Annotated in this window: 11 protein-coding genes and 2 tRNA genes; 8 read left to right on the top strand and 5 right to left on the bottom strand. The window is 42.0% G+C overall.

Features of this window, described 5'->3' with window-relative positions; translation table 11 throughout:
- Positions 1-160: 160 nt before the first annotated feature.
- A complete protein-coding gene (locus AVL57_RS10975; RefSeq protein WP_013783800.1) occupies positions 161-1,063 on the bottom strand; it encodes a LysR family transcriptional regulator in 903 nt (300 codons plus the stop codon).
- 190 nt (positions 1,064-1,253) lie between these two features.
- Here AVL57_RS10975 and AVL57_RS10970 point away from each other — a divergent pair, with 190 nt between their 5' ends.
- On the top strand, positions 1,254-1,709 hold the full coding sequence (locus tag AVL57_RS10970) for a MaoC family dehydratase (RefSeq protein ID WP_057791431.1): 456 nt from the start codon (positions 1,254-1,256) through the stop codon (positions 1,707-1,709).
- Between the two features lie 39 nt (positions 1,710-1,748).
- Here AVL57_RS10970 and AVL57_RS10965 read toward each other — a convergent pair whose 3' ends face one another.
- Both AVL57_RS10965 and AVL57_RS10960 read right to left on the bottom strand, forming a co-directional pair.
- Positions 1,749-2,867, bottom strand: a complete 1,119-nt coding sequence (locus tag AVL57_RS10965) for a mechanosensitive ion channel family protein (protein WP_197467658.1) — start codon at positions 2,865-2,867, stop codon at positions 1,749-1,751.
- A gap of 369 nt (positions 2,868-3,236) precedes the next feature.
- The gene (locus AVL57_RS10960) at positions 3,237-3,704 is read right to left on the bottom strand and encodes a hypothetical protein (protein WP_057791433.1); all 468 of its coding nucleotides are present in this window, start codon (positions 3,702-3,704) and stop codon (positions 3,237-3,239) included.
- A 240-nt stretch (positions 3,705-3,944) separates the two neighbouring features.
- Between AVL57_RS10960 and AVL57_RS10955 the strand changes: the two genes are divergently transcribed.
- Complete coding sequence (locus AVL57_RS10955) at positions 3,945-4,253, top strand: hypothetical protein (RefSeq protein ID WP_057791435.1); 309 nt, start codon at positions 3,945-3,947, stop codon at positions 4,251-4,253.
- 77 nt (positions 4,254-4,330) lie between these two features.
- Here AVL57_RS10955 and AVL57_RS10950 read toward each other — a convergent pair whose 3' ends face one another.
- Positions 4,331-4,513, bottom strand: coding sequence for an entericidin A/B family lipoprotein (locus AVL57_RS10950; protein WP_057791438.1), 183 nt, complete (start codon positions 4,511-4,513; stop codon positions 4,331-4,333).
- A gap of 41 nt (positions 4,514-4,554) precedes the next feature.
- Entirely contained in the window at positions 4,555-5,529 is a 975-nt protein-coding gene (locus tag AVL57_RS10945; protein ID WP_057791441.1) for a mechanosensitive ion channel family protein, read from the bottom strand.
- A 404-nt stretch (positions 5,530-5,933) separates the two neighbouring features.
- Here AVL57_RS10945 and AVL57_RS10940 point away from each other — a divergent pair, with 404 nt between their 5' ends.
- The 6 genes from AVL57_RS10940 (at position 5,934) to AVL57_RS10915 (ending at position 14,258) form a co-directional block, all read left to right on the top strand.
- Complete coding sequence (locus AVL57_RS10940) at positions 5,934-8,645, top strand: TonB-dependent receptor plug domain-containing protein (RefSeq protein WP_057791443.1); 2,712 nt, start codon at positions 5,934-5,936, stop codon at positions 8,643-8,645.
- A gap of 195 nt (positions 8,646-8,840) precedes the next feature.
- Entirely contained in the window at positions 8,841-9,146 is a 306-nt protein-coding gene (locus AVL57_RS10935; protein WP_057791445.1) for a 4a-hydroxytetrahydrobiopterin dehydratase, read from the top strand.
- Between the two features lie 182 nt (positions 9,147-9,328).
- A tRNA-Met gene (locus AVL57_RS10930) sits at positions 9,329-9,405 on the top strand.
- A 65-nt stretch (positions 9,406-9,470) separates the two neighbouring features.
- Positions 9,471-9,547, top strand: a tRNA-Met gene (locus AVL57_RS10925).
- A gap of 386 nt (positions 9,548-9,933) precedes the next feature.
- Entirely contained in the window at positions 9,934-13,263 is a 3,330-nt protein-coding gene (locus AVL57_RS10920) for an MHYT domain-containing protein (protein ID WP_057791447.1), read from the top strand.
- Positions 13,263-14,258 carry a response regulator gene (locus tag AVL57_RS10915; protein ID WP_057791449.1) on the top strand — a complete coding sequence of 332 codons (996 nt, stop codon included), beginning with the start codon at positions 13,263-13,265 and terminating at the stop codon, positions 14,256-14,258. Before AVL57_RS10920 ends, AVL57_RS10915 begins: the two co-directional genes overlap by 1 nt.
- Positions 14,259-14,447 lie beyond the last annotated feature (189 nt).

Genomic DNA, 14,447 nt, shown 5'->3' with positions numbered 1-14,447 from the left:
CGTTCGTTGGGTTCTATTAAACGCAAAATTTTTGAGGTTAGAAAGCCTTGGTCTAATACTAAGGTATACAGTTTAATATCTAAGTGGCGTTGAAAGGGTAAGCGCAAAAAAAAAGGCACACCACTAGAAGAGGTGTGCCTTAGGGAATAACGAGTAAACGTTAATGGCTTTTAAAGTGGCTCGACACTTCCATAATCTGCTCACGCATCCACATATGGGCGTAATCGTGATCTGCACTTACGTGCCAATATAAGAAGTACTCTACGGTAGGTAGGTCGAAAGGTAATTCATAAATGGCTAAGTCGTAGTGTTTAGCTAGATGAAATGGCAAACAAGCTATAAGGTCGGTTTTCACAATTGTACTGGGCACAGTTAAAAAGTGTTGGCTTCGCATAACTTCTTTACGGCGTTTACCCATTCTATCTAGTGCTACATCAATAGGGCCGGCACCTGATTTACGTTGCGACACATTAATGTGACCTAAGCGTAAAAAGGTGTCTAAATCTAAACCGTTCTTTAACGCAGGGTGGTTCTTTCGTGCTAAAACCACAAATCTGTCTTGCGCTATTTTTTCTTTGCATAAATGCGGATCGCTAAATGTGGACGCATCGGCGAAGAAATCTAAGGTACCGCTGGCCATCGCAGATACGATCTGACTACGAGGAATTTCGTAATTAGTTAGGCTAATATTGGGCGCTAGGTTTTGTAACCGCGAAACCAGCCTTGGCATTATGCTAACTTCTAGCAAATCTCTGCTAGCAAAGTTAAATGCCTTTTCTGCAGTTAAAGGGTCAAACGTGTGACTCTCTTGCACGCTTTTTCTTAACAAGGCTAAGGCTTGTCTCGCAGGTACAATAATATTCTGTGCAACCGGGGTGGGTGTCATGCTATGACCGGTTCTTACGAACAATGGGTCGTTCAGCATTTCCCGTAAACGAGCCAGTGAATTACTCACCGCAGGTTGTGTAATACACAATACATCAGCTGCTTTTGTTAGGCTTCCCGCAGTATATATGGCGTCGAATACGGCGAAGAGGTTTAAATCAATTCTATTAAGATTCATTGCGCAATCCTTGTCTGGCGAGTGCCAGTATGAAAATACCAAAAAGTAACTGGCGAATTCTTTGGTTAATATTATTTTTACCTTATTGTAACAAGGTTATTTATAAATACCTATTATTAAAAGTTAATTGAAATATTCAATACATCAATAGTACTGTTCGTCTTAAATTAACTACCATTGGTCAAAAAATATGAAAACACTCATCGACTTAGAGGTTGGGGAAACCCTTGAACAAGCTGAATGGCTCACCATTTCGCAAGATATGATTAATCAATTTGCTGAAGCTACGGGTGACTATCAATGGATACACCTTGATACTGAACGGTGTAAAAAAGAGAGCCCATTTAGAACTACTATTGCGCATGGCTTTCTCACCGCGTCGGTTATGCCTAAGGCCTTTGAAGGTGTACTTGCTGCATCTGACGAAATTGCATCAACCATTAACTATGGTATCGATTCATTACGTTTTTTGGAGCCCGTGAAATCAGGCGATGCAATCAAATATCACTTCAAATTGGTAGAAGTCGTCAATAAACCTGCTGGTAAACTATTTAAAATGGAATCAAGCTGCGTGCTGTCCTCGTCAGGCAAACCAGCACTGGTGGGGACTTTTCTTATGTTGGCAGTAATGCAACCTAGCGAGTAATAAATTCGCTGTGAGTACACTATATTTTTACTGTGTACTCTACTGGCTAGGAGGCTCGCCTGCGTTGTTAGGGATGTTGGTAGTTTGAACGTCAATACGCGGGCTCTCTTGTTCGGTATTAATGGCGCGTATTGGATAGGGAATAATAATACCTTCTGCGGCATATCGCTTATGTAATGCCTTTATGAATGCTGATTTTATAAAGAAGCGATGGAAGTACTCTTTTGCTCTCAACATCACCGTGAAATTGATGCTGGAATTATCAAAAGTGTGGTACACCACGAAGGTATCGTAATCGTCAATTCCCCATTCATGGGAAACCAATATTTCTTTGGCTACCTCAAGGGTGACTTTCTCTACGTGCTCAAGATCAGAGTTATAATGTACACCTACATCAACCGGTACTGATAACTCTTTACTCGGGTAGAAATAATTAATTATCTTAGATTCAGCTAATACACTATTTGGTACAATAATAGTGTTGTTGGGTAACATTTTTATCCACGTGGAGCGCCAACCAATACGCTCTACAAAACCTTGCTCTTTACTCTCTAATTCAATGAAGTCGCCTACTCTAATAGGCTTGTCCATAACCAGTTGTACCCCTGAAAAGAAGTTCTCTAGAGTGGGTTGAAGGGCGAGCGCAACGGCAAGCGATGTGATACCTAACGACGCGATAATAGGGGTAATTGAAATGCCTAACGTACCCAACATTATTAATATACCAATACCTACGATAAGGCCTTTCACTATGCCTTTAATAATGCCCGTGCTACTTCTAAGTGAATCTGAGCGCTGTGTTTGATTGGCAAGTAACCCAACAGCAAAACGATTTAAGAAAAGAATAGCGGCAGTGATCAGTAATATTTTAGACGCAAGGGAAATTGAGCTCGCATAGGACGCGTTTACAATACCGTACTTGTCGAACAGCCAGTTTAAAATCCAAATATCGATGACGAAAATAAGGATAGTGAGGGGCAGGTTTAAAGAGTGTGCCAGTAACGAGTCGTAGAAATGTGAGGTGCGATCGGTAAGCAACAAAAACTTTCGTAGAAAGATGCGCTTAATTAAGAACATAAAAAGGTTCGCAATTATCACAGTAAAGGTGATAACTAATTCAGGCACTAACAGTAAGCCTGCAAAGTCAACTTCTGGCATGGCTATCCCTTGACCAATAACATACAAATACGCGACGAAGTCATTCACACCAAGACCGATTTGAAATCAATGCGTGAATATACACACTTACATGCAGCAAATAACGTTCCAGCCAAGTTTGCTCAATTGAATCTAGAGAGTAATTAAGAGCATCGGGGTTTATTATTATCCTCAAAGTCGTTGATTGTTATTACTATAGGCCTTTCAACACGGGTAGTCGCGGCATGTTTGTGATTTCACTTGAAAGGAGTGTCAGTGTTAGGCCGCGAAGAAGTAAGCTGGGAAGTTGTTTGATTCAACGCCAAACAACTGCACTAAGTTAGTGCAAATCGGTTTTTCTTTTATTTTTATATTTTCATCTTCAAATCGTTAAAAAGACATACCAATTGCAAGACCGGCAACCACAGCGCTTTCATGGTTTCTATGATAGTCATAGTGCAGTTGCGGCGAGACCGTAATACCAGATATCTCGAACTCATATAAAAAACCTAATCGTGCAACTTCCATTTTATGGCTACCGTGAAATTCTACCCCGGGGCCAATCTGGGCGATAAAGCGGTTAGTAATGTGAAGGTCCGCAACCAATAAATACGTGTAGGCGTCTAAATCTTCAAATGCATATTCGGCAACGAAGCCAAGCCCCAAGAAATCGCTAATACGGTATTCATAATCAATACCTAGGGTAAACGCATTACCGCACTCTTCTGTATACGTTGTGCCTACAAGGGCGGAAAGATGATGAGGTGACGTTTGCCAATGATGAGCATTTCCTTTTGCAGCAACAGTAGGGGCAAATGCCAAGGCTGTAATCAATCCTGTAGCTATTTGTAATCGCATGGTGTGCTCACTACTCTTTATGGTGTATTCCTAGAAAAACGTTTCTAACACTCCCTAAATCGTAGGTAAGATATTAAAAGCTTACCAATGAACTTTAGTTGAAATGCACATAAAACAGATAAATTAGTCATTCCACTTTTATTACTTAAATAGGTAAACTCTAAGCAAGGGATGCTGACAAGAAGGGCAACTGAAAGCTCATCTAGAGGCAATAACAAATTAATAGTAAGGAGCGCTGCGATGAATAACGAAGAAGAAACGACTAAGTTCCTGGAGGCTTGTACTACTCAGCTTGTTAGTTTGTACAACGCAAGTAAAGAGGGAAAAAACGTAGATGCAGATAAATACCGGGTGCAAGGGTTTATGCATGCAGGCGAGCTTCTTGGGGTAATAAGCAAAGGCGAAGGTCAGGCGCTTATCGCTGACTTACACTTACAGGTTTTTGGAGAAACCATTGACGAAAGAGCAAAAAGAAAGAGTAAACTGGAAGCGTTAAAGGCGTCAGATCCAGATGCCTATATTGAAATTCCAGCGATAGAAAGACGTTAACTGGCATTAAGCATTTGTATTGTAAGCCACGACTATAGGTGTCTACAGCGTGGCCTAAATAGAATATTCGTGTGAAATTAATTAGATGCGTCTTCAGCACCTTCTTCAATCGCTTCACCAGCGCTTTGAATGTCTTCTCCCGCACCTTCTACCGTTGCACAGCCATTCATACCTACTACAGCAGATGAAAACAACAGGGCAGTGAAACTACCTCTAAGTAATTTCGATGTTAAAAATGACGACAAAACTGACTTTTTCATGGCATATCTCCTGGTTTAATAATCAATGTTACTTTGATGCTTTACTCATCACTTGCTTCGCCATCCGCATCTGGTTGATCGCCAGAACTGCGAGTTGGACTAGATTCGGTTTCTAATGTGGTCTCTTGCTTTTCAAGCATATTGTTAAGGTTATCGCTTCCCTTTGAATTAAAATCCAATGTACGAATAGGGAAGGGAATTAAGATATCGTTTTCTTCCAATACACGTTTAACAGTGCATATCGCTTCGTGGCGTACCACCATAAAGCCGGGGTCGCCTGGGTAACGTATCCAAAACCAAAGCAATAGATTAATACTAGAATCACCAAATGACGCTGCGTAAACCGCCGTTTCGTCTTTCTTTATTACATAGTCTTTTTCATTCATAGCGTCGGTAATGACTTCGGCGGCTTTTTCAATGTCATCGGCATAGGAAATGCCAACAGGAACCTCAATACGTCTAATACCTTCCACTGAGTAATTAGTTAAGATATTTCTAAAGAGAATTTTATTGGGAATGATTTCACGTTGCCCGTAAAAGGTAGATACCAAGGTGTTTCGCAGGTTAATTTCCTCTACCGTACCGAAAACCCCCTCAGCTTTAACCACATCACCGATTTCGAATGGTTTACGAATACCCATCGCAATTCCCGCAATAAGGTTTTCCGTCATATCTTGAAAAGCAAAGCCGATGGCCAAACCCACAATACCTGCACCGGCAAGTAATGAAGTAACCGTTCCCTTAAGGCCAACAAAATCCAGCGCAATGAAAATACCGAAGATAATAATGAGCGACTTAATAATAGAGGTAAGTAATTTGGCGATTTGTCGAGACTCGAATGCTCTTCGCATTACCTTTCCGACAATATTTCCGACTACTTTTGCCAGTATTCCGAAAACAATAGCGATTAATATTGCTACTACAAAGTTGGGTAAGTGCTTAATTCCGCTCTCGATCCAACCCTCAAGCTTCTGGTTTATCAGTTGGTAAAAGTCATCAATATTCGGAAAATCCATAGAACTCTTTCATTTAGCAAACAATATGCAGTGTCTATTCAAGATTTATTCCGTCATGGTTTTGCTTTAATCTTTTGTTTTGTAAGCGAAAATTAAATCGGTTGTTTTTGGCGGTGAAAAATTGATAAGCAAAAAATACAAGAGTGGGAAATAACTACGCAATAACTAAATGAATTTTATAGGTGTTAGACAAAAGTTCATGTGGTCTGACCATGTGTAAAATTAATGTAAATATATTATTCACAATAAATTTACAAACTATGTGATGACGCTTAACATCAATATTGCAGGTCAAAGATTGTTCATTGACCTTTCACAATAACAATGAGAAATCGTCCAGCCTGTTGCTAGCGGAAAAGTGTGGGTTTTACCGGTAGTGATGCGCCCAGATTTGGAATCACACTATGAAATTTAAAACGCGTAAGACTGCAGTAGCTGCCTTAGTCAGTTCTGCCTTATTTTGTTCTCCTTTTTTAGCGTATGCGCAAGATGCTAACGAAGAAGTTGAAGCTGAATCTAAAAGTAAAAAAGATGTAGAGTTAATTCTCGTTACAGGGAGCTTTGTTCGTCGCAGTGAGAACTTTGAGTCACCTTCACCATTAGCGGTAGTAGACAGCGTTGCTATCGATTCAATAGGTGCTAAAAACATAGCGGATATCACGCAAACATTAACGATTAATACTGGCGCAGAGAACAACCCTGATGCCTTTACACAAAACGCCACAGCCGGCACCTCAAACATTAACTTACGTGGGTTAGGTGTTGCATCTACCTTAGTATTGTTAAACAACAAACGCCAAGTGGTAACCGCTCAACCTACTAACGAAGGGTTAAATTTCGTAGATACAAGTTCACTTGTACCTATGATTGCCATTGATAGAATGGAAGTCGTAAAAGACGGTGCATCGGCCTTATACGGTTCAGATGCGGTTGCAGGGGTGGTTAACTTCATTACCAAACGTAATTACGATGGTGCGATGGTCAGTGTAGATTATCAAGACGGCGCCCATGGTGATAACAAAGAATATATATTTCAAGGTTTATGGGGAGCAACAGGCGACAATGGTAGCGTACTAGCAGCCATAAGCTACACGAACCGTTCACCGTTATTTTTAAGTGACCGACGCTTAAGCCGCCCCGAAGACGACACCAGTGCGTTAGGTAACCCTGCCTCCTACTTTGTTACTATTCCAGGCGCTGGGGCGTTACCTATCATAGACCCATACGGGTGTGAGGAGTTTGGTGGTGCACCAAACTTACTTGCCCCTAGTGGCACAATTCCTGGACTAGAAGTTGGATTTTGCGGCTTCGATTTTGGTAAGTTCTATTCTTATGTTGCCGATGAAAGTCGAATTAATTCTTATGTAAGAGCAGACTATGAGTTTGCTAATGACATTACATGGACAGCTGAGCTTAGTATGGCGCGTAACCGCGCTGAACGTGGCGGGGCGCCAAGTTTCCCTATTTTAACATCACCGATTGTTCCTGATTACCACCCTCAAAATCCATTTGGTCAGTCTGTTGCCTTCTTTGGCCGTGCTGAAGGAAATGGCTTCGATGGCGATCCGGCAAACACAGAATCAGACACTTTTAGATTCAGCACCAACTTACAAGGTGTGACTGACAGCGGCTTCTGGGAGGTGAGTTATACCCGTGCAGTGAATGATTTCTTATTCAAAGTACCTGATGTGCTAAACACTGAGTTCCAGCTTGCCCTATATGGTTTAGGTGGCTCGGCATGTGATCCTATTGCAGGAACACCAGGCGAAGGAAATTGTGAATTCTTCAATCCTTTTGCTACTTCTTATTCGTCAGCACCTAACTCTGATTACGTGGTTGATTCGTTCACCGGCACAGAAATCATAGATTCAAAAGCTGATCTTGAAGTGTTCGAAGCATTTACTTCATTCGATATCTTTGAAATGAGTAGTGGGTTTGCCGCGTTAGCAGTAGGTGTGCAATATCGCGAAGAGCAGTTAAGCCAAGATTATGATGATTTGGCTAACCAAGACAGCTTCACCTTCGTTATAGGTAATCCAGATATTGATGGAAGCCAAGACGTATGGGCTGCCTTTGGTGAACTTGCTTTACCATTAAGTGAAGATTTAGACGTTCAACTTGCCGTTCGTTATGAAGACTACGGCGGTAGCATTGGTAGCACAGTAGACCCTAAACTTGCTGTGTCCTATCGCGCTACCGATGAGTTTTCACTACGGGGTTCGGTGTCTACATCGTTCAGAGCACCTACCGTGTTCTTAGCACAAGGTGGCGCTACGTCTCTACAACAGCTTATCGACCCAGTACAAGGGGCTACAGCGTTTGTTGCAGTAAGAACCTCAGGTAACGAAGATCTAAAACCAGAAGAATCTACCGCATATAATATTGGTTTTTCATACGAACCTTTCAGAGATTTCTCTATTGAGCTTGATTACTGGAACTTTGAGTTCAAAGATTTAATCATTCAGGAAAATGCGCAAGCAGTATTAAATCTTGACCCTACCGATACCGACCGCATTATTCGTGCTGGCGACCCGTTAAATGGCCCTGTGTTACAAGTTAACAACACTTACGTGAATGCAAGTGAGATGGAAACGTCGGGTATCGATTTTGTGACTAGTTACAAGATTGACACTGAGTTTGGTAGTTTCACGCCATCTTTAAACGGTACCTACACGATGAAATATGACCTGATGGATCCACAAGCGGGTAATATTGACGGGGCAGGGCGCAGAAACTTCAACAATATCGGGGTTTCTTCACCTGAACTTAGAATGAACTTCGGTCTTGCGTGGAAAAACGACATTCACGCGGCTAACTTATTTGTTCGTTACATTTCTTCGTACGATGATGACCAAAACTGCTCAGATGGCACTACAAACTTAGGTGCCTGTACAAATGGTTTATACGAAGTAGATAGCCATGTCACAGTAGATGCTCAGTACAACATCGACTTAGGTTCGCTATTTGAAACGGAACAAAGTTATGTTGTCACTGTAGGCGGATTGAACTTATTTGATGAAGATCCTCCTCAGTTGTTTACCAATAGTGGTTTTGATTCAAAAGTGCATGACCCCCGTGGGCGTCAAATTTATGCACGGTTAGCGGTAGAGTTTTAAAACTCAATCTTCTTAACCAAACAAACCTAGCGGCCTATGTTAAGTGTTCATGAAAATGCGCATCCCATAGGCCGCTTTTTTATGTAAAGAATTCTCGCCAACATCTGCATTTTTACTATGACACTTTCTTATCTAAAAAGCTGAATTCACAAAGCGTATTGGTTACATTGTTTACTATAAGCGAAGGAGGCCTATATGAGTACAATATTAACCCGTGAAGAAATCCAAGAAAATCTCAATATGTTAAATGAAGGGCTTGAGGAAAACGAACGGTGGACATTAAGCGATAATGCGATTGAAAAGACATTTACCTTTAAAAGTTTCATTCGGGCATTCGGTTGGATGTCACAAATTGCTATCTGGGCAGAGAAATTAAAGCATCATCCGGAATGGTTTAATGTTTATAACCGCGTTGAAGTGAAATTAACGACGCATGATGTGGGTGGTTTAAGCGAATTAGATTTTAAACTGGCAACAAAAATGGAAAGCTTTAAACCCTAAACGTTTAATTATTAACCTTGAATTGTTTGCCGATTGAACGTAACGATTAAAATTAAAGCGTTCAGTCAGAAAAGTGAAATAATTAAGTAATAAGTCCTTGTGTTACAAAAGTGCGTATGTATAATACGCCCCACGTTGAAGGGAGGCATCAAACACCTCAAGCCAACAACGTTATTTTCTGGCGCGGGATGGAGCAGTCTGGTAGCTCGTCGGGCTCATAACCCGAAGGTCGTAGGTTCAAATCCTGCTCCCGCAACCACAGAAAATTAAACGATTTAAATACTGAGTTGTCTAAGTATAGAGGCAAGCAGTTAAATGTACAGACGCGGGATGGAGCAGTCTGGTAGCTCGTCGGGCTCATAACCCGAAGGTCGTAGGTTCAAATCCTGCTCCCGCAACCACATTATAACCCTGGCTTATGCCGGGGTTTTTTGTTTCTAAAGCACAGCTTCTTGATTTTCATTTCTTAATTACTTCACTTCATTATATGTCTTCACGCTAACCCCCTGTTTTGTTGTCAATACAGACCATCCTAAATTTCTCAGTAAAGCCTTTGCATGCACCAAAGGTGGTAGCTTTCGCTTAATTGCCAAAGCTCATATATATGCCTGGCTCTTAAGCGGGATTGCCGGCACACGCTTGGCCAATTTAATTTACAGCGCATATTTAATTAGTGAACGTAAAATGGTAAAAGTAACCCTAATAATAGAAAAAGAAGAAATATACCCTTGGTATATTTGATAATTCTTAAATTTCCTTCGCTTCGAAATGCGCGCTTTTGGGTAGTATGATTCAAGAATATTTTACGATAGGGCAAGAGGTCACCTTGCTCGATGGAAGTTATGACTTTGGCTTAGTAGCACTATCGTTAACGATTGCTATTTTTGCGTCATTTATGGCATTTAACGTCGCCACTCAGGCCGCCGTTTCTACTAATAAATTCAGAAAATACACCTTACTCAGTGCGGGTAGTATCGCCATGGGGGGCGGGATATGGGCCATGCACTTTTTGGGTATGCTCGCCTTTGAGTTGTGCACCGCCGTTTCCTATGACGTAGGGATAACCTTAGCGTCTGCATTACCGGGCATAGCCGCGGCTTGGGTAGCGCTTTACCTCATGACAAAGCCTACCATTTCATTCACCGAAATATTAACTGGCGGCGTGCTTGTGGGGTCAGGCATCGGCACCATGCACTACAGCGGTATGGCGGCTATGGAAATGTCGCCTTTACTTCGCTACAGCCCTTCATTATTTATACTCTCAATTGTTGTCGCAGTTTGCCTCGCGATGCTGGCCCTATGGATCAAATTTGGCCTAAGTGCTGTGGGGATAAAAAAGTCGAGCTTGGGAAGGGATGCTTTAATTGCAAGTATTGTAATGGGCCTTGCCATAGCAGGTATGCATTACACGGGAATGTTAGCAGCCAGATTTGTTATGCCGCCAGGGATGGAATTTACTTCACAGCCTTCTGAAATATCAATTTATCTAGCACTTTCAATTGCAATGGTTACGGTTACGCTCATTGCATTAGTGCTGGGTATTACCTTGTTGTTTAAGTACAAAGATGTCAGTTCACGTGCTATCGAGAGCGAACGAATTCAGCGGGCTATTACGGATATTGCGGTAGATGCCATTATTACAGTAGACAGTACCGGCATTATTAAAACCGCTAACCCGGCAGTCACTGCGGTGACAGGATATTCACCGGAGGAACTTATTGGTCAACAAGGCAAAATACTGGCGCCAGATGACAAAAAATCAATTTACAGCAGTGATTTCTTTGAACAAAAATCAGTACCGACTGAGCAAATAATTGGAACCAGCCGAGAGGTGGTCATTGTTGGCAAAGGTGGCGAATATATCCCTGTTCGGGTTGGGATTGGGTATACCAAGGTAGATGGTAAGGCCTTATTCGTTGGTTTTTTCTCTGACTTAAGAAAACGCAAAGCAATGGAAGATGCGCTGCGTGAAAGTGAAGCTAAGTTCAGAAGTTTTATTTCTAATATCCCAGGTATGGCTTATCGTTGCTTGAATGAGCCTAATTGGCCCATGGAGTTTATCAGCCAAGCAGTAAGCGAGATAACGGGATATGCCGCAGATGATTTTATTTTGCCACACCCTAAAATTACGTTTGGTTCCCTTTGTCACCCCGATGATGTGGCGCGCGTAGAAGCAGAAGTGGCTGCCCATAAAGCATTCAGTATTGAGTACCGTATTATTAATAAAGCGGGTGATATTCGATGGGTGACCGAACATGGTGTTCATGTCCTTGATGAGCAAGGCAACACTATTTATTTAGATGGCTTTATTTCTGATATTACCGCCCGAAGGGAAATGGAAGAAGAACTTAAAGCGGCAAAAGAAAGAGCAGAGCAGGCTGCCGCTGCTCGCACAAACTTTCTTGCCAATATGAGCCATGAAATAAGAACGCCAATGAATGCCATTATTGGTTTCAGTGATTTAATGCTTGCAGAAAAAATGCCGCCAGAACAGCACGGTCACCTTACCACGGTAAATCGCTCTGCACGTTCACTGCTGCACCTGTTAAACGATATTCTTGATAGCGCTAAGTTAGATAAAGGCAAACTCGATTTAGATTATCGCGACTTCATAATTCGCGAAGAAGTCGATACCGTGATTTCTACATTTTGGCTTGAAGCCAAGCGCAAAAGAATTTCATTAGAAGTTCAAGTGGGGAGCGAAGTTCGCGAGGCCTACAATGGTGTTCCAGAGCGTATTAGGCAGGTGCTTAATAACTTAATTGGTAATGCCGTTAAATTCACTGGCGATGGCAGTGTGGTGTTAGAAGTATCCAGTGACAGCTCTTTTGTCTACTTTAAAGTAAAAGACTCGGGTATTGGCATGAATAGCGAGCAGGTCAATCGTGTATTCGACGCATTCGCCCAAGCTGACGCGTCAATGAGTAGAAAGTATGGCGGCACAGGTTTAGGCACAACTATCTCTAAACAGCTTGTTGAATTGATGGGCGGAAACATTTGTGCGCAAAGCGAGCTTGGCGTTGGTAGTACTTTTACCTTCCGCTTACCGCTTGTGCCAGCAAAAGCCCCTATGGCAATGGAAGAAGGAAAACCTGTCCAATTACCACCAATGCATATTCTTATCGTAGATGATATCGCTCAAAATATTGATTTGTTGTCTTTGTTATTATCCCGTTCTGGGCATACCGTCGAAGTGGCGCGGGATGGCCAAGAAGCACTGGAAAAAATGAATATCCCCGGTATTGAATTGGTGTTGATGGATTTGCAAATGCCGGTATTAGATGGCCTAGAAGCATCAATACTAAGACGAAAATATGAGGTTGAGCATGGCCTACCTCCAATGCCAATTATCGCGTTAACAGCCAGTGTGTTAGTTCAGGATAGACATGCCGCAACCGATGCGGGAATGGATGGCTTTGCGAATAAGCCTATTGATTACCCCGTACTAACTCGAGAGATGGCACGGGTGCTGGGCAAAGAAATTGATGAATCAGCCACATTAGTTGTTAATAATGATAAATCAGAAAAACCTAAATTAAGTAAAGTGGTAGACGTAAATCGAGCAATTATGCTTTGGGGTGACGCACAAACCCATCGCAACGAAGTGGCGCGATTTACCCGTGAAAACGAAGCCAAAATTGCGCAAATAAGTACAGCAATTCTCGATAACGATGCAGCAAAAACAGCATCACTGGCTCACGGCATTAAAGGCGTTGCCGGAAACCTATGTTTAAACCCTCTGATGTCAGTTTGCCGAGATATTGAGAAAAATGCACATGCTGGTGAATTAGATATTTCAACAGTACAAATACTTAAAAAATCATTCAATGAAGTGATTACATGGCTACAAGGCACTCACGAGACCAAAACGGTGCACGTTAAGCAAGATGTTAACTACACTGTGTTGTTAGAGCACCTAACTAAACTGAAACGGAGTGTTGAGCAGAACATGCTTGATGAAGATGAATTACAAGAAGTTAAAGCGCTTGCTGGTGGTGAATACAAAGACACCATAGCCTCCATTATTATGGATATTGATGATTTTGAGTTCGAACGTGCCGAAGCGCAGCTCGTCGAGCTTATTGATACGTTGGCCACAGAGACTGAAACGCAATAATGCTTAGAACTATTGAAAAGCCTACCTTGTTACTGGTTGATGATGAGCCAGTAAATTTGAGAGTCTTAAAGCAACTGTTAGCTGCAGACTACCAACTCATTTTTGCCAAGAACGGTGAAGAGGCGATTAGATTAACCTCGCAGCGTCAACCTCAACTTATTTTGCTAGATATTATGATGCCAGGACTTACAGGCTTCGAGGTATGTAGAATATTAAAAGGTCAAGACGATACACGTCATATTCCAGTTATATTCGTTACTGCGTTAAATGATGAGCACGATGAAGCAGAGGGTTTTGAGGTTGGGGCAGTTGATTATATTACTAAACCCATTTCACCACCGGTGGTAAAAGCCAGAGTTAAAACCCATTTATCGTTAGTGCAGTCTGATGAACTTATGCGTACTCGATTGCAAGTGGTACAGCGCTTAGGCCGTGCAGCTGAATATAAAGACAACGAAACCGGCATGCACGTGTTACGCATGAGTCATTACTCAAAAGAATTGGCACTCGCTTACGGGTTTAGTGATGAACAAGCTGAAATATTACTGCACGCAGCGCCTATGCACGATATAGGTAAAATTGGTATTTCCGATAGTATCATGTTGAAGCCGGGTAAATTGACAGACGAAGAGTTTGCAATAATGAAGACCCACCCTGAAATTGGTGCTGAAATTTTAGGGGAATGCGATTCTGCATTGTTGGTGGTAGCCAAGTCGGTATCACTGACTCATCATGAAAAATGGGATGGTAGTGGCTACCCGAACGGACTAGCAGGTGAAGACATTCCTATTGAGGGAAGAATTTGTGCCGTGGCGGATGTATTCGATGCGCTTACCAGCAGACGGCCTTACAAAGAGCCGTGGAGCGTAGACAAAACATTAGCCTTTATGGAAAGTCAGAAGGGCAAGCATTTCGATCCGACGCTAATTGATTTGCTGATGGCAAAATTACCTCAGATATTAGTAATAAAAGAAAAGTGGAAAGACGAAGACTAGACAAAGACTAATAGAGTCTGTGCTATAAATCATGGACTACTAACTAATAGTCGAGTGCTGTTGCTTAATGTGACGTCAATCAGTATAATGCGCTTATTAAGTGATGGTAGCGGGCTCCCTCAGTGTTTAGGAAAGTAACGCTTCCATTCTCAGCAAACTATCACCTACCGGTGTTTTTTACCCATGTGT

This window comes from Alteromonas stellipolaris, assembly GCF_001562115.1.
Taxonomy (GTDB): domain Bacteria; phylum Pseudomonadota; class Gammaproteobacteria; order Enterobacterales; family Alteromonadaceae; genus Alteromonas; species Alteromonas stellipolaris.
Note: the sequence above shows the minus strand (reverse complement) of the source record. Positions and strands in the feature narration are given on the sequence as shown.